The 20001-nt window shown below is 33.1% G+C and carries 17 protein-coding genes and 1 other annotated feature; of the genes, 2 read left to right on the top strand and 15 right to left on the bottom strand.

Translation table 11 applies throughout. The annotated features are described in order from the left end of the window. Positions 1 to 78: 78 nt before the first annotated feature. The 10 genes from E0D87_RS04195 to E0D87_RS04150 form a co-directional block, all read right to left on the bottom strand. On the bottom strand, positions 79 to 951 hold the full coding sequence (locus tag E0D87_RS04195; protein ID WP_130819460.1) for a sensor histidine kinase: 873 nt from the start codon (positions 949 to 951) through the stop codon (positions 79 to 81). Continuing rightward, positions 939 to 1592: a response regulator transcription factor gene (locus tag E0D87_RS04190; protein ID WP_130819459.1), complete on the bottom strand. Its 654-nt coding sequence runs from the start codon at positions 1590 to 1592 to the stop codon at positions 939 to 941. The genes E0D87_RS04195 and E0D87_RS04190 overlap by 13 nt, the downstream gene beginning before the upstream one ends. A gap of 154 nt (positions 1593 to 1746) precedes the next feature. Then, a complete protein-coding gene (locus E0D87_RS04185; protein ID WP_130819458.1) occupies positions 1747 to 3267 on the bottom strand; it encodes an ApeA N-terminal domain 1-containing protein in 1521 nt (506 codons plus the stop codon). Between the two features lie 291 nt (positions 3268 to 3558). Further along, positions 3559 to 6672 carry an isoleucine--tRNA ligase gene (gene ileS / locus E0D87_RS04180; protein WP_130819457.1) on the bottom strand — a complete coding sequence of 1038 codons (3114 nt, stop codon included), beginning with the start codon at positions 6670 to 6672 and terminating at the stop codon, positions 3559 to 3561. A 273-nt stretch (positions 6673 to 6945) separates the two neighbouring features. Further along, positions 6946 to 7437 carry a hypothetical protein gene (locus E0D87_RS04175; RefSeq protein WP_004834790.1) on the bottom strand — a complete coding sequence of 164 codons (492 nt, stop codon included), beginning with the start codon at positions 7435 to 7437 and terminating at the stop codon, positions 6946 to 6948. Continuing rightward, positions 7437 to 7913, bottom strand: coding sequence for a glutathione peroxidase (locus tag E0D87_RS04170; RefSeq protein WP_130819456.1), 477 nt, complete (start codon positions 7911 to 7913; stop codon positions 7437 to 7439). Before E0D87_RS04170 ends, E0D87_RS04175 begins: the two co-directional genes overlap by 1 nt. 102 nt (positions 7914 to 8015) lie before the next feature. After that, on the bottom strand, positions 8016 to 8873 hold the full coding sequence (locus E0D87_RS04165) for a MetQ/NlpA family ABC transporter substrate-binding protein (RefSeq protein ID WP_130819455.1): 858 nt from the start codon (positions 8871 to 8873) through the stop codon (positions 8016 to 8018). Between the two features lie 57 nt (positions 8874 to 8930). Continuing rightward, entirely contained in the window at positions 8931 to 9617 is a 687-nt protein-coding gene (locus tag E0D87_RS04160; RefSeq protein WP_242618467.1) for a MetQ/NlpA family ABC transporter substrate-binding protein, read from the bottom strand. Between the two features lie 155 nt (positions 9618 to 9772). After that, positions 9773 to 10438 (bottom strand): methionine ABC transporter permease, encoded by a 666-nt coding sequence (locus tag E0D87_RS04155; protein WP_130819454.1) that lies wholly within the window; start codon positions 10436 to 10438, stop codon positions 9773 to 9775. Further along, entirely contained in the window at positions 10425 to 11453 is a 1029-nt protein-coding gene (locus tag E0D87_RS04150; protein WP_130819453.1) for a methionine ABC transporter ATP-binding protein, read from the bottom strand. Before E0D87_RS04150 ends, E0D87_RS04155 begins: the two co-directional genes overlap by 14 nt. Before the next feature lie 52 nt (positions 11454 to 11505). Continuing rightward, positions 11506 to 11735 (bottom strand) — a binding site (T-box leader). A 502-nt stretch (positions 11736 to 12237) separates the two neighbouring features. Between E0D87_RS04150 and hydG the strand changes: the two genes are divergently transcribed. Both hydG and hydF read left to right on the top strand, forming a co-directional pair. Then, positions 12238 to 13656, top strand: a complete 1419-nt coding sequence (gene hydG, locus E0D87_RS04145) for a [FeFe] hydrogenase H-cluster radical SAM maturase HydG (RefSeq protein ID WP_130819452.1) — start codon at positions 12238 to 12240, stop codon at positions 13654 to 13656. Between the two features lie 3 nt (positions 13657 to 13659). Next, entirely contained in the window at positions 13660 to 14808 is a 1149-nt protein-coding gene (hydF, locus tag E0D87_RS04140; protein WP_130819451.1) for a [FeFe] hydrogenase H-cluster maturation GTPase HydF, read from the top strand. A gap of 36 nt (positions 14809 to 14844) precedes the next feature. Here hydF and hydE read toward each other — a convergent pair whose 3' ends face one another. From hydE to E0D87_RS04115, 5 genes are all read right to left on the bottom strand, one after another. After that, the gene (hydE, locus tag E0D87_RS04135) at positions 14845 to 15888 is read right to left on the bottom strand and encodes a [FeFe] hydrogenase H-cluster radical SAM maturase HydE (RefSeq protein WP_130819450.1); all 1044 of its coding nucleotides are present in this window, start codon (positions 15886 to 15888) and stop codon (positions 14845 to 14847) included. 150 nt (positions 15889 to 16038) lie between these two features. Beyond that, positions 16039 to 16656, bottom strand: coding sequence for a hypothetical protein (locus E0D87_RS04130; RefSeq protein WP_130819449.1), 618 nt, complete (start codon positions 16654 to 16656; stop codon positions 16039 to 16041). Continuing rightward, positions 16649 to 17347, bottom strand: coding sequence for an acyl-[acyl-carrier-protein] thioesterase (locus tag E0D87_RS04125; protein WP_130819448.1), 699 nt, complete (start codon positions 17345 to 17347; stop codon positions 16649 to 16651). Before E0D87_RS04125 ends, E0D87_RS04130 begins: the two co-directional genes overlap by 8 nt. A 14-nt stretch (positions 17348 to 17361) precedes the next feature. Beyond that, entirely contained in the window at positions 17362 to 18732 is a 1371-nt protein-coding gene (gene mgtE, locus E0D87_RS04120) for a magnesium transporter (RefSeq protein ID WP_130819447.1), read from the bottom strand. Continuing rightward, complete coding sequence (locus E0D87_RS04115) at positions 18733 to 19941, bottom strand: S41 family peptidase (protein ID WP_130819446.1); 1209 nt, start codon at positions 19939 to 19941, stop codon at positions 18733 to 18735. Between the last annotated feature and the right edge of the window lie 60 nt (positions 19942 to 20001).

Genomic DNA, 20001 nt, shown 5'->3' with positions numbered 1-20001 from the left:
TCTTTACATTTAATATAACATTCATATCTTACAAAGTACTTACAAGACTTCTTACAGTTTTGTAAGAAAAAAGACTTCTCACAAAGGGAAGTCTACTGAAAATTTTATTCTATTTTCATCCAAAGACGCTCTTATATTACCACCATGTTTTTCTATAATTTCTCTGCCTATATATAGACCTAAACCCAAACCGTCCTTGGAAACTGAATTTTTCCCTCTATAAAATCTTTCAAATATCTTTGGCAAAGTTTCTTCTGATAAGTCTTTGTACTCATTTTCTATGTCTAGATTGTAGTTTAGGTAAGATTTATAAATTGAAATATTAATAGTAGAACCATTGGGCGAGTATTTTATAGCATTATCTACAAGATTGTGAATGGCTTCTTTAAGCCACCTTTCGTCAAAATTGAAAATTAAGTCTTCGTCTTTTAAATTTATGCTTATACATTTTTCATATAATATTACTTTAAATTCTCTCAAAACATCTTCTACTATGTCTTTTAAATTTGCTTGATGTTTTTGTAAGGAAATAATATCGGATTCTAGCCTAGAAGATTTTACTAGATTTTGTATTAAAAATTCTAGTTTATTAAGTTCATACTTTATAATTTCAATATACTCATCTTTCGGATCATCTTCTAAAAGACTAATGTATAAAGAAAGGTTGGTAATTGGTGTCTTGGTTTGATGTGATATATCTGCTATTAAATCTTTTGTTTTACTTTTTTCTGTATTTATCTTCTTTTCTTTTACTTGGTTTGCGTATAAGAATTTAATGAGTTTTGATTTTATTTTAGATAATTCCTTTTCATCAAATTCTGTAATTTCTAAATTTCCATCCAAAGCCTTATCAATATAAGCTGAAAGTTCACTCATTTGATTTTTCAAAACAATATATTTATATAAAAGAATTCCAATTAAAATTACTAGAATACCTATTAAAATTGCCATTTATATCCAACTCCAAAAACTGTTTCTATTGGGTCATAGGGTTTTAATTTATTTCTTATCCTAGAAATATTGACGCTCAATGTATTTTGATCAATAAATCCATCATCTACTCCCCAAACAAAATCAAATAGTAATTCCTTAGTAATAACTTGAGACTTGTTTTTTATCAAGTAGTGTAAAATTATTGTCTCTGTCCTTGTGAGATCTATATTTTTATTGTCTACATAAAAAGTATTTTCATTGAAATTAAAGTCTAGACCATCTTTCTTATAAAGATTTAAATCACTAGACACTATTTTTTCAAAAGCTCTTTTTATCTTTGCTTCTAATATCCCCAAAGAAAAAGGTTTTGTTAGATAGTCGTCTGCCCCTAAATTTATGGCTGAAATTATATATGCTTCTAGATCTATGGCTGATAAAACTATTATAGGAATTGATGAAGATTGTCTAGTATATTTTATTATTTCAAGTCCATCTCCATCTGGTAAGTTCATATCAAGTAAAATCAAATCCGCATCATCAATAAAATTTTTAGCTTCACTAATTGTGTTTACAGAAAAAATTTCATATTCTTTATTTAAGGCTATGGAAAGTCCTTTATTTAAATTTTTATCATCTTCAATTATTAGTATTTTCTTCAATTAAATATTCTCCATTTTTTGCAAAATTAAGCATTTGTTACGTTTCCTTTTTCTTTACAAACGTTTCAAATACTTAATCTTTCTGTACTTTTCTTATTAATTGTCATTTAATTCTATTATTTCCAATTAAAATATATTAATAATTAATTTCCTACTAGAGATATATTTTATTTTTAATAAATGGATAATTTAATAATTTATCATCGCTTATCCCTAATTGACTAACAACATGGTAATAAATTATATATTCTAAAATAGTATTAGCATTATTTAACTCATTAAAAGTTTTTAGACGTGATTTATTCTTATTATTTCTAGGACCATGTATATGGTGATTTCTTGTATCTTTCAACCTATTAGCAAAGTTTTTTTCGATAGAACTATCATTTTCCCACTTCTTCTCTACTAAATTAAATACACTTTTTAACTGATCAGGAACATTTTCTAAAATAACAGTTAGTTTTTCTCTGAAAGTAGGATTATTTTTTTTATTAGTGCCTAGTCTCTTGGTTATTTCTTCTTTAATAGGTATTTCTATGTTACTTTCATCTAGATAATTTTTAATTGCTAAAATAGTATTGTCTAAATTTGATGTATAGTTATTTTTAATTTCTCTAGCACTATTGAAAAAATTATTATAAAATATTTCCATCATTCTTGTTTGGTTTACAAGAATACTTTCTATATCTAAGCTGGAAATATTATTTTGAATATATAAATCAATTACAGGTTTAAGATTATCTTTATATTTAAACCAACTATAAATTATAACTTCTAAATCTTCTTTTATATCACTCAACCTCAATGAATAAAATTTAGGTTCTAGTACTTGCGCATCTAATTGAGGAAATATATACTGACCATAATATATTGGATATCCATAATCATGATCTCCATTGTCTAAATATTTAGATTTAAATTTATTATTTTCATCTTCTAGATAAAATTTGAAGTGTAAAAATTTTCTTTTAGATTGGGATAAATAATCAATCAGTCTCATAAACCATTGTGAGATTTCATAGAACTCACTAATAGTTTTCTCTTTGTAATTATTAGATATAACTTCTATATAATAATCCATTTTAACAGTAGAACCTTTATTAACTTTATAAATTCTCCTAATATCTCTCTTAATTTTTATAGTAAATTCATTATCTAAAATATTGAAACTGTTTTCATTAGAATATTCATTAACGTATTTTATAGAAAAAGAATCTCTACTAGTATTATCGTTTAATACAGGAGGATCAATATTATACCAATCATCTAGATAAGAGAAGCTAAACTTAGTTCTAGTTGCACAAACATCTTTATCCTTAAGAAATGATAAATCATTATTAGTTAATGAAATTATATATGCATAATTCGAAATATATCTCTCAACATTATATCCATTAGAAATAATATTTTGGCTAGTAAGATAGCATCTTTCTAAGACTACATACAGATTATTACTTAAGTACCCATATATTTTTTCAATCTCATCAATATAGCTAAATGATCCTCCAGCTAACCTTCCATTCAAATCTAAAGTTATTTTTCCATTATTTAATTCTAAATTACCCGACACAGCCTTATCAGATAGAATCCCATCATCTGAAATCAACTCATTTAAAGAAATAGCCCGCTTCCCTTTTAATATATTTTTATTATCTAGTCTATAAGAATCTAGCATCACAAAATTCCTTCCAATCTTTAATAAACACACTCTAATTCACTAGTCGCATCAATACCACAGTTTCCGCATGTCTTAGTGACTAGTATTTAAAAATTATATACTTCTAAAAATATCACATTTAGTAATGTTTAAATCGGTACTTCTATTATGATTTATTATATCATTCTTGGACAAGTAAAAACCAACTCTATAAAACAAGAGATTTATATATAAATTAATATCAAAAAATCGGCACAAAGTTTAATATCTTTATGCCGATTAAATTTCAAGGAAGTTAATCACGAATTTTTATAATCTCTCAAGTTCAATTTTAACTGTCTTATCATTTAGTTCAATTTCTTCGCTATCAAGGTCAACTCTTTCAAATTTTTCTGCTAGAGTTTCTTTCTTGATTTCCTCAGCAAATTTGCCTAAAGATTTGTTCAAATCATCATCTGCTTGATAGAAAATGTTGATTCTATCTGTTACTTCGAAGTCCTTATCTTTTCTCATGTTTTGAACTTTAGATGTAAATTCTCTCGCATATCCCTCATCACGGAGGTCTTCTGTGATTTCTGTATCTAGGATTACAAAGACATTGCCGTCCATTTCAACATCAAAGCCTTCTTTGGCTGATATTCTTATATCTAGGTAGTCTTTTGTAACCTCGTATTTATCATCGCCAAGGATAATTTCTTGTGGACCTTCTTCTACTTTTTCTATGAATGATTTGGCATCTGTTTGAGCTAGGAATTTCGCAAAGTCATTTACTTTTGCTTGGAATATTCTTCCAACAACTCTAAAGTCAGGTTTTAGGAAGTAATCCATAAAGTCTGATAGGTCATCTTCAAAATCTACGTCCTTGATATTAAGCTCTTCTTTGATTAAACCAGTTAAATCTGATATTTTTTCCTTGTAAGCTCCATCTACTATAATCTTAGCAAGTGGTTGACGAACCTTGATTGCTTCTTTTTCTCTTGATGCTCTACCTAGGTTTACAATCTTTCTTACAAGATCCATGCTTTCTTCTAGGTCTTTATCTATCAATGACTCATCTGTTTCTGGAAGAAGGCTTGTATGAACTGTAACTTCTCCTGTTAGAGATCTATATACTTCTTCTGCTATAAATGGTGTTATTGGTGCAATTAGCTTAGAAATAGTAAGGATTGCATCATAGGTTGTCTTGTAAACTGCCTTTTTACTAGCTGTAAGATCTGAATTCCAGAATCTCTTTCTATTTCTTCTGATGTACCAGTTAGATAAATCTTCTACTACGAAATCAGATATCATGTGAACAACTTTGTTGTAGTCAAATACTTCCATTGATTCTATGTAGTCTTTTATCAATGTGTTAAGCTTAGAATATAGCCATCTATCTATTTTTTCAAGTTCTATATCAGTAAATTCTTTTATATCTGATGCTGATAGATTGTCAGTATTTGCGTATAGGCCAAAGAAGTTATAGACATTTTCAAAGGTTCTAAAGAAGTTATTCTTTACTTCAATTAATCCCTTTTCATCAAATTTAGTTTGCATCCATGGTGGAGATACATATAGGGAATAAAATCTTACGGCATCTGCCCCATATTTATCAAATAGTTCGAATGGATCTAGGGTATTTCCTTTAGATTTACTCATCTTTTGACCGTTTTTATCTACTACTAGGTCATTTACAAGAACATTTTTGTAAGGAGCCTTACCTGTAGTAATGGTAGATATTGCCATTAGAGAGTAGAACCAACCTCTAGTTTGGTCGATTCCTTCTGATATAAAGTCTGCTGGGAAATAATCCTCAAAGTCATCCTTGTGTTCAAATGGATAGTGAAGTTGGGCAAATGGCATTGCTCCTGAGTCAAACCAAACGTCAATTACATCTGAGACTCTATGCATAGTTCCACCACACTTATCACACTTTATAGATACATTATCAACATAAGGTCTGTGTAGTTCTATATCTTCTGATATATCTTCTATTGCACGTTCTTTTAGTTCAGCTCTTGATCCTACTGTATCTGTATGGTCACAATCATCACATTTCCAAATGTTAAGTGGAGTGCCCCAATATCTTGATCTTGAGATTGCCCAGTCTTTGACATTTTCAATCCAGTTGCCGAATCTCTTATCTCCTATTGTTTGTGGGAACCAGTTTACGCCCTCGTTGTTTTTAACCATGGCATCTGAGAACTTGCTCATTTCGATGTACCAAGATGGTTTTGCATAATACACTAGTGGAGTGTGACATCTCCAGCAGTGTGGGTAATTGTGCTCTATAGTTTGTTTATTAAATACTTTTCCTTCTTCTTGGAGGTGTCTCCATATTTTTTCGTTTGTGTCGAATATAAATTCACCCTTCCAAGGAGTAGTTGTAAAGTTTCCTTCAAGGTCCACTGGTTGAACAAAGGCAAGACCGTATTTTCTACCGATTTGATAGTCGTCCTCACCAAAGGCTGGAGCAGAGTGAACTATACCTGTACCATCTTCTGCAGAAACATAGTCAGCTAGAGTTATGATGAAGGCCTTGTCATCTCCAACATTTACATATGGCATTAGTTGTTCATACTCCCAGTATTCCATATCTGAGCCTTTTAGCTCGTTAGCTATTTCATATTCCCTATCGCCCATGAGTTTTTCTACAAGAGTTTTGGCACAATAATAGTAAGAATCTTCTTCTTTGACATAAACTTTGACATAGGCTAGGTCTGGATTAACTGAAAGAGCCACGTTTGATGGAAGAGTCCATGGTGTTGTAGTCCAAGCTAGGAAGTATTCGTTATCTGTTCCTTTTTTCTTAAACTTAACTGTAAGGGTTATAGTCTTATCCATTTGGTAACCTTGAGCTACCTCGTGGCTTGCAAGACCTGTACCACATCTTGGACAATATGGCATTACCTTAGCGCCTTCATAGATGTATCCATTTTTGAAGGCCTTATCTAGTAGGTACCATTCTGTTTCGATATAGTCATTATCCATTGTGATATATGGATCATCCATATTGTAGAGATAAGCCATTCTATCTGACATTTCTCTCCATTGGTCTGAATATTTCCACACAGATTCTTTGCAAAGTTGGTTAAACTTTTCTATGCCGTATTCTTCTATATCATTTTTATCATGAAAACCTAAAGTTTTTTCTACTTCGATTTCTACAGGAAGTCCGTGAGTATCCCAACCAGCTTTCTTTAAAACCTTGTAGCCTTTCATATTTTTATATCTACTTGTCATATCCTTTAAGGTACGAGCTATGACGTGGTGGATACCTGGTTTTCCGTTGGCTGTTGGAGGGCCGTCAAAGATTATGTATTCTTCGGCGTCTTTCCTTGTGGTAAATGTTTTGTCGAGAAGGTCGATTTCTTGCCAATATTTTTCTGTGGCAGCTTCTCTTTTTCTAACATCTTTGCTGTCTAAAGACTTAAATTCTGACATCTATTTCTCCTTTTTTAAAAATTATTAAAAATAAAACCGTCCTAAAAAGGACGGTCCACCGTTTTAATAAACAATTTAACGCAATTGTGACGTAATAAACTACTAATTCATTTACTAGACTAGAAGATGATCTTCACAAAAAATTCCACTGGCAGCTTGCACCTTACCTGCCTCTCTTAAAGCTTCATTTTAAGTTACTCTTCTTCGCATCGTCCTATTTAGTTATTTATATAATACTAATAAAGGCTATTTTGTCAACTTTGCCATTATTATCTAAATGTGTCTTACTATTTTAAACTTTTCCATATTATATACATCAAACTCATCAAGGTTTGCCCTGTCCTTGGCATCAGCAAACATTTGATAGTCGCTTTCATAGTCGTTTCTATAAACTATTACTGGATTGTTGGAATAGTTTAGGTAAAGACCGTGATATACTCCAAAATCTTCTAGTTTCTTAATAGGTTTGACCTTATTTATTTCTAGCACTTGGATATATATTTCGTCTAAATCTTCTTTTCTTAGGGCAAGGGCGTTGTTAAATATGCCCAAGTTTACAGTTTCATAGATTACATCTAGGGCTATATTTGCTCTAGTAGGATAGATTGATCCTGCTCTTTCCCTCTTATCTCCAAATTTAATTTCTATGATTACGCCATTATGATTATCCTTAAATTCTTCATCGTATTCGTCTAAATACTTGCCAGTATCTAGGTAATATTTTAAGGAATCAAAGGCAAGTTTAACTAATTTATCTTCTTTCATTATAATAACTTCTCTATATCCTTTTTCATATTTTCTGGTTTCTTGTTAGATCCAAATCTCGCTACGACATTACCTTCTCTATCAATTAAAAATTTGGTGAAGTTCCATTTGATTGCCTTAGAGCCAAGACCATGTTTTTCATCCTTTAGGTAAGTATAGAGTGGCTCTTCATTTTCTCCATTCACATCAATTTTCTTAAATCTATCAAAGCTTGTCCCAAAGTTTAAAGCACAGAAGGAATCTATTTCTTCATCTGATTCTGGAGCTTGGTTGCCAAATTGGTTGCAAGGAAAATCTAAAATCTCAAAACCTTGGTCTTTGTAGGTCTTATACAAATCTTCAAGTCCGTCATATTGTTTGGTAAATCCACATCTGGTTGCAGTATTTACAATTAAAAGCACCTTTCCCTTGTATCTATCTAAAGAAACTTCATTACCTTCATTATCTAAAACTGTAAAGTCATATACTTTTGTCATATCATTCTCCTTTATATCCATTATACAATAAGCTTGGTAGTTGTCAGATAATCTAATAAAAAAACCACCAGCTCAAAGGCTAGTGGCTTTGTTTAATAAATTTTATTCCCAAGCAGGTAACCAAGCACCTTTTGTTATTTCTTCCATGTCTTTCTTAGTTTCTTCTGTTTGGTAATATTTTACAAATTCTTTGTAAGCTTCGTTGTTTTCGTCTTCTTTTCTTGCAGCGATTAGGTTGATGTATTCTTTTACTGATTCTGATTTTGGATCTTCTACGAATACTGATTTTTCTTTATCAAGTCCGCTATCTAGGGCAAAGGTATCATTTACTGCTGCTATGTCTACATCTTCTAAGCTTCTTGGTGTTGTAGATGCGTCCATTTCTATTATTTCTAAATTCTTTGGATTGTCTGTTACTTTATCTACTCCAATCAAATCTCCAGCTTGGCCGTCAACTTTGATTAGTCCTGCTTCTTGAAGTAGGAAAAGGGCTCTTGATCCGTTTGTTGGATCGTTTGGAATAGCAACCTTTGCTCCATCTTCTAGTTCATCTATTGATTTGATTTTTTCTGAGTATAGACCCATTGGTGCAAGCATTGTATCACCTATTGAGATTAGGTCAGATCCTTTTGATTCGTTAAATTCATCTAAGAATTTGTGGTGTTGGTAGGCGTTTAGGTCAATATCGCCAGCTATCAAAGCTTCGTTAGGTTGACTATAGTCAGAGAATTTTTGTAACTCTACTTTGTTTCCTGTAGCCTCTTCATATCTTTCGATTACTTTTTCTAAAACTTCGTTATACTCACCAACTACACCTATTTTGATTGTTGTGCCTTCTGCCTTATCTTCCGTTTTTGTTTCCGCTGAAGCGTCTTTGCTACTTTCATTATCCTTTGCTCCACAAGCACTAAATCCAACTAATACTGCTAGTGCTAGAGCTATTTTTGCGAATTTTTTCATTATTTCCTCCCTAAATGAAATTATAATTTATTATTAAAGATTTTAAATCTTAATAACCTAACGTGTTTTAAATATTGGGATAACTGATCCCTTATATTCTTCTTCTATTATTTTCTTAGTTTGATCTGTCAAGTAATAGTTTTCTATGAAGTTTTTGATGTCTTCATTATCCTTGTTTTCTTCTTTGACTGCTATAACATTGATGAAATTTTTTGATCTTTCATTTTCTGGATCTTCCAAAAATATAGAATCTTCAGTAGGAATAAGGCCTGCTTCCATCGCCATATCTGAGTTTATTAAAGCTATGTCTACATCTTCTAATGCTCTTGATACTTGATCTGCAGGTAGTTCTATAAATTCCAAGTTTTTTGGATTTTCTTCTATGTCGTCTACTGTTATAAAGTCTCCTGCATCTTTTTTAATCTTTATCACACCAGCTGCCTCTAGGATATAGAGGGCTCTGGAGTTATTTGAAGTTTCAACAGGGATAGCTACCTTATCTCCTTCTTTTAGCTCATCTACACTTTTAAGCTTAGAAGAATACACTCCCATTGGAGAGATTATCGAATCTGCAAGATAGGTAAAACCAGCATTTTGATTTTTGTTGTAATCTTCTATAAATATATAGGTCGCAAAGGATGATAGGTCGATATCGCCATCCTTTAGGGCATCGTTTGGTTGGTTATAGTCACTGAATCTTACAAGTTCTATGTGCTTACCTGTATCTTCTTCATACCTTTTTATGGCATCTTCATATTCTACATTTCTTTCACCAACTACACCTAGTTTTAGTGTGTCATCTTCTGCCTTTTTACTAGAATCCTTAGATCCACAACTTGCTAGTACAGAGCCAAGGATAGGATGGCTAGGCCTTTAAATATTTTTTTCATTATTTTCTCCTAATGACTTGTTTTTCTAATAAGTAAATTAGATATTGCTTGAATTATAAATACTATAATTAAAATTATAAGCACAGATACTAAAACTACATCGTCTTTGTATCTTTGGTAACCTAAAGCTATTGCCATGTCACCAATTCCTCCTCCACCGATTAGTCCTGCCATGGCGGTTAGACCTAAAAGCGAAATTAGGGTAATGGATGATGCCCTTATTAATGATGGAAGTCCTTCTCTTAGATATACTGAAAATATTATCTCAAAGGGACTTTTTCCCATGGCTTCCGCCGCCTCTATTACTCCAGGATCAACTTCTGCCAAGGCTTGTTCAACTTGTTTAGCAAAAAATGGAACTGTTGAAAATATCAAAGGAACAATTGCGGCTTTTGGTCCAATCCTAGTATCTACTATAATTTTTGTGATTGGCGCTACCAAAGCTAGTAGGATTACAAAAGGAATTGCCCTAAAGGTATTAGTTATCTTATCTAAAATTGAATATAGGATTTTATTTTCTAAAATCCTACCTCTATCTGTCACTACAAGGATAACTCCTAGTATCAAACCAAATATTCCTGCAAATATAGCAGATACGATTAACATATAAAGGGTTGCCCTAGTTTCTTCTAATATCCTATCTGAAATAGATAGGGCGTAATCAAAGTATCCCATCTTTACCTCCTAAAATTTCTACTCTAACTTCTCTTTGGTCTAAATATTTAAAAACCTCTTCGAGATTATTATCTTCTCCCTTGAAGGTTACTATCAAATTCCCCACTGGCGTTCCGCTTATAAATTCAATATTTGCAGCGAGGATATTAGTCTTAATCTTAAACTTATCATATATTTCATTAATAAGTGGCTCAGTTGTGCTAGCTCCTAAGTAGTTAAGCTTAACTAAGGTTTCATCTTCTCTGAGGATGCCGATATTTTCCTTAACATCTTCTATAGTATCTTCGACGTTAGTTGATGTTTCTACAAACTCTCTTGTGAGAGCCTCTTTTGGATTTGAGAATATATCTAAGGTCGAACCTTTTTCAACAATTCTTCCATCTTGCATTACTGCACATTTGTTGCAAAGATCTTTTACAACTTCCATTTGGTGGGTGATTATAACTATAGTTAATTTTAACTTTTCATTTAAATCTTTTAGTAAGGCTAGGATTTGTTTAGTTGTCTTTGGATCAAGGGCACTGGTTGCCTCATCACACAAAAGAATTTCAGGATCTGATGCCAAGGCCCTTGCTATAGCGCACCTTTGCTTTTGTCCTCCGGATAGTTCTCTTGGATATGAATCAGCCTTATCTCCTATTCCTACTAAATCTAAAAGCTCCTTCGCCTTTTTTATCTTTTCTTCTTTGGACAATTTTGATTTTTTTATTGGAAAAATTACATTATCCAAAACTGTAATATTATTCAATAAATTGAAATGTTGGAAGATCATCCCTATCTTTTTTCTTCTATCCCTTAGTTCTTTGTTATTTAAATCAAGGAGGTTTTCTCCATTTACATAAACTTCTCCATTAGTTGGTCTTTGAAGAAGATTTATAGTTCTAACTAGGGTAGATTTTCCTGCTCCAGAAAATCCTACAATCCCGTAGGCATCTTGTTTTTCAATTTTTAATGAAACATCGTCAACTGCCTTAAATCCGTCAAAGTCAACCGTAATATTATTTAACTCAATCATCTATACCTTCCTAAAATAATAATAAAAAAAAGTCCCTAGCTTCCCGAAGGAAACTAAGGACGAAATTTCGCGTTACCACCTTATTTCATAAATGTTCGCACACTTATGCTCTCATCAAGTACATACATACTCTACTTCTGTAACGGGAAGAACCGTACGACTCTAATATCGAATCGTCCCATCAAAGGCCATCTTCATCTAAACCTCAGTCCACCCTTTTCACCAAAACAGGGCTCTCTGTAGAACATTAACCTAGATTACTCTTCTTTTCAAATGGTTTTTTAAAACTCATATCTCATTTATGAGTTTATAATACCATGGATTATTTGCCTTGTCAAATAAATTATTAATTATTTGTATAAGTATTAGATTCTAACATTATATTTATCGTATTTTTTATTGCTTATTTTTTCCTCTCAAAGTATAATATAAGCAGATAAAGAAAATACTCGTTCTCACGAGCAAAAAAAGCAGGAGCACCACCTCCTGCTTTTTTATTTTTGGCTAGTTATCATTATTTGTAGAATTGCTATCTAACCACTTGCAAATATAATAGCTTAATATATTTGCCATGATAGCAACTAATAAAGAAAATACTAATCTCACGAACCCACCTCCTAACTGTTACCAGTATAGGAATGATAACAATATAATTATAACAGGTTTTACTTTGTTTTATAAGAAGGTGTTTTTTAGGAAAAATTTACCCTTAAAAAATAAGTAAATTTTCTTTTTAAGTCCATAAGTATTATAATATAACATGTAAGAAATAAAGGGAGGTAATATGGTAGTATATAATCCAAAATCTAGCAAGGCTAGTGAATTTATAAACCATGAAGAAATTTTAGAAACTATCGATTATGGTAGAAAAAATGCTAATAATCGTGATTTAATTATAGATATTTTAAATAAAGCAAAAAAAGCAAAGGGTCTTAGCCACAGAGAGGCTTTTGTATTGTTATCTTGTAAGGAAGATGACTTAAACGAGGAGATTTTTAAACTTGCAAAAGAACTTAAATACAAGTTTTACGCCAATAGAATCGTCTTATTCGCTCCTTTGTACCTATCAAACTATTGTGTAAATGGCTGTTCATACTGCCCATATCACGGACAAAATAGAACTATCCCTAGAAGAAAGTTAAGCCAAGAAGAAATTCGTGAACAAGTTATAGCCCTTCAAGATCAAGGCCATAAACGTCTTGCCCTAGAAGCTGGAGAAGATCCTGTAAATAACCCACTAGAGTACATACTAGAATCTATTCACACAATCTATAATATCAAACACAAAAACGGAGCTATCAGAAGACTTAATGTCAATATAGCTGCTACTACCGTTGAAAATTATAGAACGCTTCACGAGGCAGAGATTGGAACTTATATCCTCTTCCAAGAAACTTATAACAAGGAAAACTATGAAAATCTTCACAAGTTCGGTCCCAAATCCAACTACGAATACCACACAGAAGCCATGGATAGAGCATTTGAAGGTGGCATAGACGATTTGGGTCTTGGTGTTTTATATGGATTAGATTCTTATGAATATGAATTTATAGGTCAATTGATGCACGCAGAACACCTTGAGGCAAGATTTAACGTTGGTCCTCACACAATTTCTGTTCCAAGAATCCAACCTGCTGATGATATCGACCCTAACGATTTTGACAATTCTCTATCAGATGAAATGTTTGAAAAAATCGTCGCATGCATCAGAGTTGCTGCTCCTTATACAGGAATGATTGTTTCAACTAGAGAAAGCGAACAAGTTCGTTCTAAACTCCTTGATTTAGGTATTTCCCAACTTTCTGGTGGATCTAAAACATCAGTTGGTGGTTACACAGAAAACGAAGAGAAGGGCAGCGATCAATTTGAGCTTTCAGATAATAGGACATTAGATGAAGTTATAGACTGGCTTATTTCAAAAGACCATGTGCCAAGTTTCTGTACTGCTTGCTACAGAATGGGAAGAACTGGAGAAACCTTTATGGGAATGGTTAAAAAACACGGTATAGGAAATATTTGCCATCCAAACGCTCTAACAACTCTTGAAGAATATGTGATGGACTACGCAAGCGACAAAACTGCAAGAGATGCAGAAGCTCTTATCAAAAGAGAGCTAATGTCTATACCAAATCCGGAAGTTCGTAAGTCTACAGAGGAAAATCTAGAAAAAATTAGACAAGGTCAAAGGGACTTATACATTTAAGATATGAAAACACAAAATAGCGAGAGGGTTCATATAGGGATTTTCGGAAAAACTAATTCCGGCAAATCCACCCTCCTAAACTATATGACAGGAACAGACACTGCCATAGTTTCAAATATAAAAGGAACTACTACAGATCCTATCAAAAAAGCCATGGAAATAACAGACTTTGGTCCCGTTCTTTTTATTGATACAGCAGGTGTCGGCGATGATACAGACCTTGGCACCGCTAGGGAGTCAAAGACAAAAGAAATTTTAGACCAATGCGATATTTTCATATATTGCCTAAGTTCAGATGATGATTTAAAGTTTATTTCTGATATTAAAAAGACAAATAAGCCTATAATCTATATTGCTAGTAAACAAGATATAGACGAAGGTTCTAAGATAATTAGTAAATATAAAAACTTAAATCCTATTGCGATCGACATAAGAAATAAAGATGATAGGTTAAAGATTTTTGATAAGATTAAAAAGCTTTACAAAAAAGATGACCTAACCATTACCAAGGATTTGGTTCGTGATGGCGATATGGTTATTCTCGTCATCCCTCAAGATAAAGCAGCACCAAAGGGTAGACTTATCAAACCCCAAGTAATGACTATAAGAGAATTGATTGACAAAAATGCAACTGCCATATCCTGCGATTTAACTAACCTAGAAAATACCCTAAAGGCTTTAAGAGATAAGCCTGATCTTGTAATTTGCGATTCCCAAGTTTTTAAGGAAACTAAGGAAATAATCGAAGAAGGAACAAGGTTAACTAGCTTTTCAGTTCTATTTTCAGCCTACAAGGGCGATTTAGATTATTTTGTTAAATCGGTAAAAAGATTCGACCAACCAATAAATAGGGTTTTGATATCAGAAGCCTGCACTCATCCGCCAATAGATGAAGATATTGGTACAGTCAAGATTCCAAAGATGCTTAGGAAAAAATTTCCTAACATTGAGATTGAATTTAATAGAGGGACTGACCCAATTGATTATAAAAGATATGACCTAATCATAAATTGCGGAGCTTGTATGTTTAACAGAACTACTATGCTAAGCAAGGTAGAAAAGGCAAAAGAAAATAATATCCCTATGACAAATTATGGTATAACCATAGCTTATCTAAAGGGAATATTAGATGAAATTGAACTTCCAAACTAAAAAAGACTCGAAAGTTTTAGCTTTCGGGTCTTTTTCTTATGAATATCTTCTTGTTTCTTTGTCGTAGGTTATTACATCTCCTCTATCTGTTACTATTTCATAGCCCGCGTTTTTTATCCTTAGCTCAAGGCAAGCTCTACATTCTGCTGCCTCATCTCCTGTACATATTTTATTATCATAGAGAGAATACTTTTCTCTAACCATAGTTGGAGATAGATTTGGCATTAGAACATTTGCTCCAGCTTGAAGACCTCTTTCCCTACCCAAAGGATTGATTGTGCCAAGGGCAGTTGTAGCTGGAATTAGGGCATAAGGAAATAAAATTCTAAGGATAGAAACAAGTCTTAGGGTCATTTCAAAAGATCCATTTGGAAAATCTTTAAAGGGTGTATCATGTTGAGTCATATATGGCCCAATTCCTATCATTGCTGGTTCTAATTCTTCTAAAAACCTCAGATCCTTGATTAGGCTTTCTGTAGTTTGGTAAGGAGAGCCAACCATAAATCCTCCCCCAACTTGAAAACCAATTTCCTTTAAGTCTCTAAGAGCCTTTCTCCTATTTTCAAAACTCATTGATTCTGGATGAAGCTTTTCGTAATGGTCCTTGTCAGATGTTTCTTGTCTAAGTAAATACCTATCGGCTCCTGCCTCAAACAATCTCTTGTAGGATTCATAAGATCTCTCACCAAGAGATAAGGTGATTGCAACATCATCGTGGATTTCTTTGATTGATTTTACAATATCAACAACTATGTCATCAGAAAAGTGTCCATCTTCCCCACCTTGGAGGACAAAGGTCCTATAACCAAGCTGGTAGCCAAGCCTTGCACATGATATAATCTCTTCTTTGGTCAGCCTATATCTTTCGACTCTATCATTTGACTTTCTTATCCCGCAATAGTAACAGTCATTCTTGCATATATTTGAAAACTCTATAAGTCCTCTGACATAAACCTTGTCTCCATAGATTTCTTTTCTGATAGCGTCAGCTTTTTTATTAAGCTCATCTGTGAGACTATCGTCTTCTATCCATCTTTTGAGAGTTTTATCATCATAATATTTGTTATTTTTAAGCTGCATAAAACCTCTTACTTTCTTTATAAAAAATGAGGAGACCGCGCAAAAGCAGTATTAACTTCCGCGACAGCCTCCTTGGGTTTGGTAAAATAAATTCATTAATAATATACTGCTGTTTATCTCATTTGCAAACCACAAGCCCCGCCCAAATTCCTATTTATCTTTTGGAAAAAGCCTGTAGGGAAACTTGTATCTCTTAGTTTTTGGCATATAAGTTTCTATTGGTTTTTCTAGTTTTTTAGTGAAATAATCATGAAGGTCATATATCCTAGAATAAATTTCTTCACTGTGAGGATGATCTAAATCCTTTAAGCTATCAAGAGATAAATCTTCCCTTCCAACTAAAAAATCTAAATATTGGATCAGATAATCATAGTCTGTGTAGGGATATTTGTACAAGAAATTGTTAACAAACTCTTTTTCCTTAACAGAAATATTAAGTTCATTTATACAATAATTTATATCTTTTATGGGAAATGAACGAGTTATGGAAATCCTTGCTGGGAAAAAATAAGAATCTGCCCTAAGTATTTCGTAGGCACAAATATTTCCCTTAAAACCTTCTTCGTATCCGTCAGAAAGTCTAGCAAGAGATGCGCAGGCAAAGGCAATATCAGAATCAAGTTCTAAATCTTCTGCTATTTTTTCAGCAATTTGTCCCATTCTCCAAGCCTTAGCTATCCATTTTCCAGGATTATTCTCGTAGGCTTTTTCTAAATAATCTATTATCTTGTCCTTGTTAGGTATGTTTCCGTATCCTTCTTTATACATATGTCCTTATCTTTCCAAGGCAATAAGTCTTCTCTTTTTTAGGATCTGTTAGAGAAAAATCAATCTCCTTGCCATTTCTATTCATACTTCCTAAAACAAATTTCTTATTTCTAATCTCATTTCTGTATACTATGTCGATATACTGGATGTCTTTGTCAAATATTCCAGTAACTTCTTTGATTATATCAAAATAAGCTGCGTTATTTACATGGAAGTTATAATCTATATCAGATAATCTAATAGCTATCTCGCCTACAGGATCTAAATCTTCTTGGTATTTTATCTTAAGAGGATTGTAGCTAATAGTATCAGTGCCGTAAGATTTTTTAAGTTTTTCAGGTATTTTGACAGGTCTTAATCTTTCTATATCAATTAACATATTAACTGCCCTGGCTCTTGCGAGAATTTCGCCATTTTTTGTAACTATAAATTCTCTGTAGGCATAAAACTTCCTTGTGTGAGTAAGCTTTGTCACTATTTCTATATCATAACCTTCTTTTATTTCTTCAAGAAATTCAATGTCCCACTTGTAAATTATCCACCTGAAGTTTGTCATGTCGATGTCTTTTTCTACTATTTTTTCTTGGTCAAGGGCAGTATCTAGCATAAGCAAGGCTAGATTTCTGATTGTAATCCTAGAATAAGGATCGCAGTGCATTTGGCCTACAGTATATTTTTTATTAAAAATCATTTAACCTCGATTTTCTAAAGCGGAGCTGCCGCTATAAACATTTGTGCAATATTAAAGTAAACTATAAGTCCTAAAGAGTCAACTATAGTTGTTATGAGTGGACTTGCCATGATTGCAGGATCTAATCCTAGTTTGCTTGCTCCCATAGGCAAGAGAGATCCAACAATCTTTGCAGTAACAACTACAAATAAAAGGGTAACTGCAACTATAAGCGAAATCTCTAGACCTACTTTGTCAAAGAACATACATTTTAAAAACCCTACAAGAGCAAGAAAAAATCCTGATATTAAACCTACCCTACATTCTTTCCATACTACCTTCGCCCAATCAGACAAATCAACATCTTTGGTTGCCATAGCACGGATAACTAGGGTTGACGCCTGACTTCCTGCGTTTCCGCCTGAGTCTGTTAGCATTGGTATGAACATATTTAGGGCAATTATAGATTGGATAACTGCCTCATAACTTCTAAGAATAGTTGAGGTAAAGGCAGATGATATCATCAGAAACATAAGCCAAGGAATCCTGTTTTTGGCAAGGTCCCACGCACTCATCTTGCTGTATTCCTCTTCTTCTGGTGTTGTAGCTGCCATTATTTGGAAGTCTTCTGTTGCCTCTTGTTCGATTATCCACATAATATCATCTACAGTTATAATACCAACTAATCTTTTTTCCTTGTCTATAACTGGTAAGGCTGTAAATCCATATTTTTGGAAGGTATGGGCAACTTCTTCTTGGTCATCACTAGTGTTGACTGTAATGACATCCTCGTAAAGCAGGGTAGAAATCTTGGTATCCATGTCGTTAGTTACGATATTTCTAAGGGAAACGTAACCTAAAAGCTTTTTAGTTTCATCAGTCACATAGCAGGTGTAGACAGTAACCTTGTCATGCCCGATTCTTTTTATTGTATCTAGGGCTTCTTTTACAGTCATACCTATTTTAAGCTCCACAAATTCTGGAGTCATAAGACTTGCTGCAGAATCTTCTGGGAATTTAAGGTATTGGTTTACCTTTTTTCTCTTCTCTGGATCTGTATTTCTAAGAATCTTTTGAACGACTGATGCTGGCATCTCCTCAAGGGTATCAATCATATCATCAAAGTCTAGTTCATCCAAGAGGTGACTATATTCTACATCATTGAGTCCAGTCTTTATTTTTTCCTTATCTTCTTGTTCTAGTTCTGCGAATACCTCTATGGCATCGTCTTTTTTTAGAAGTCTAAAAACTAAGAGAGCATCTTCAGCACTTAGGGTAGATATAAACTCTTCTATATCTACTGGGTTGGTTCTTCTTAGTAGCTTAGAAAGATTTGTCCCGTCTTTTTTCTCGAGTAAATCCCTTAGCTCGTCTAGTCTTTTTGAATAATCTGTGTATCTATCCATCTAATCTCCCATTTCCTTTAGCAATTCTTCTAAAGCCTTTTGATATTGGCTATCCTTATCTAGGTTTTCTCCCTTAATCTCAAGGTCTGGATTATCATTTGTAGCTTCGATATCAGGGCTAACGCCGACCTTATTTATCTTAGCTCCACTTGGAGTGTGGTATTCGCTTATGGTAATCTTTACCCCTGATCCATCATTTAGTGGGAAGAGTTTTTGCACGATTCCCTTACCGAAAGTTTTTTGTCCTATAACCTTGGCTCTCTTCCTATCTTTTAGAGCACCTGATAGGATTTCACTAGCTGAAGCAGAGTTTTCATTGACGAGAACAGTCATTGGGATATCATCCATTTCAGCGTCACTTTCTTCTGTAACAACATTTCCTTTTTTATCTTTAGTAGTAACTATAGTTCCTTCATCTAGGAATTTGTCTGCTATATCAAGGCAAACATCCAAAGATCCACCAGGATTGTTTCTTAGATCTAAAACAAGTCCTTCTATTCCACCATCTTTTAATTTCTTGTAAGATTTATCAAAATCTTCTTTTGTTACATCGTCAAATGATTTTATATGAATATATCCTATCTTCTTTCCATCAACTTCTTTTATGCTTTCATCCACAGTATCAACTCTTACATCTCGTCTATCTACCTTAAGGTCTATATCTTCTCCTTCTGACTTGTCGTCACTGATTCTTTTGATGGTAATATTTACAGTAGTATCCTCATCGCCTTTCATAAGAGCTACTGCTTCTTCCATCTGATCTGCAGTAAATTCATCGCCTTCAACCTTTGTTATATAATCTCCCGCCTTCATTCCGGCTTCTTTGGCTGGAGAATCGTCAAAGACTTGGACAACTTTGATGAGTCCTTCCTTGCTTGCTTGGACTAATACACCAATTCCCTTGTATCTTCCGTCGATACTTTCCATAAGTTTACTAAACTCTTCTTTGGTGTAATATTGGGTGTAAGGATCTCCCAAATTTGCAAACATTCCCTTCAAAGATCCATCATAAAGGTCTTTTTCTTCATAATCAAAAAGGAAGTTTTCATCAATGAGACCCTTTAACATTTCCATTTCCTGCAAATGTCCTTCTGCTTGGTCACTTGTATTATTTACTTGTAGTTTTTGATTTAAACCAACTACAAATCCTGCAAAACTAAGTCCAACTGCCAAAATTAGAGCTAGTATAATTTTTCCTAATTTTTTCATAATACCTCCATTAAGTCTAGCTATATCATATCACAAAAATGGGTAAGAAATACATAAAGA

This window comes from Anaerococcus vaginimassiliensis, assembly GCF_900626155.1.
GTDB lineage: Bacteria > Bacillota > Clostridia > Tissierellales > Peptoniphilaceae > Anaerococcus > Anaerococcus vaginimassiliensis.
The sequence above is the reverse complement of the archived record's forward strand: the minus strand, read 5'-3'. Positions and strand labels throughout refer to the sequence as shown.

What these genes read in the sequence shown, in the direction of transcription:
- E0D87_RS04195 (WP_130819460.1), bottom strand. Translation starts at nt 951, where the DNA reads ATGGCAATTTTAATAGGTATTCTAGTAATTTTAATTGGAATTCTTTTA.
- E0D87_RS04185 (WP_130819458.1), bottom strand. Translation starts at nt 3,267, where the DNA reads ATGCTAGATTCTTATAGACTAGATAATAAAAATATATTAAAAGGGAAG.
- ileS (WP_130819457.1), bottom strand. Translation starts at nt 6,672, where the DNA reads ATGTCAGAATTTAAGTCTTTAGACAGCAAAGATGTTAGAAAAAGAGAA.
- E0D87_RS04175 (WP_004834790.1), bottom strand. Translation starts at nt 7,437, where the DNA reads ATGAAAGAAGATAAATTAGTTAAACTTGCCTTTGATTCCTTAAAATAT.
- E0D87_RS04170 (WP_130819456.1), bottom strand. Translation starts at nt 7,913, where the DNA reads ATGACAAAAGTATATGACTTTACAGTTTTAGATAATGAAGGTAATGAA.
- E0D87_RS04165 (WP_130819455.1), bottom strand. Translation starts at nt 8,873, where the DNA reads ATGAAAAAATTCGCAAAAATAGCTCTAGCACTAGCAGTATTAGTTGGA.
- E0D87_RS04155 (WP_130819454.1), bottom strand. Translation starts at nt 10,438, where the DNA reads ATGGGATACTTTGATTACGCCCTATCTATTTCAGATAGGATATTAGAA.
- E0D87_RS04150 (WP_130819453.1), bottom strand. Translation starts at nt 11,453, where the DNA reads ATGATTGAGTTAAATAATATTACGGTTGACTTTGACGGATTTAAGGCA.
- hydG (WP_130819452.1), top strand. Translation starts at nt 12,238, where the DNA reads ATGGTAGTATATAATCCAAAATCTAGCAAGGCTAGTGAATTTATAAAC.
- hydF (WP_130819451.1), top strand. Translation starts at nt 13,660, where the DNA reads ATGAAAACACAAAATAGCGAGAGGGTTCATATAGGGATTTTCGGAAAA.
- hydE (WP_130819450.1), bottom strand. Translation starts at nt 15,888, where the DNA reads ATGCAGCTTAAAAATAACAAATATTATGATGATAAAACTCTCAAAAGA.
- E0D87_RS04130 (WP_130819449.1), bottom strand. Translation starts at nt 16,656, where the DNA reads ATGTATAAAGAAGGATACGGAAACATACCTAACAAGGACAAGATAATA.
- E0D87_RS04125 (WP_130819448.1), bottom strand. Translation starts at nt 17,347, where the DNA reads ATGATTTTTAATAAAAAATATACTGTAGGCCAAATGCACTGCGATCCT.
- mgtE (WP_130819447.1), bottom strand. Translation starts at nt 18,732, where the DNA reads ATGGATAGATACACAGATTATTCAAAAAGACTAGACGAGCTAAGGGAT.
- E0D87_RS04115 (WP_130819446.1), bottom strand. Translation starts at nt 19,941, where the DNA reads ATGAAAAAATTAGGAAAAATTATACTAGCTCTAATTTTGGCAGTTGGA.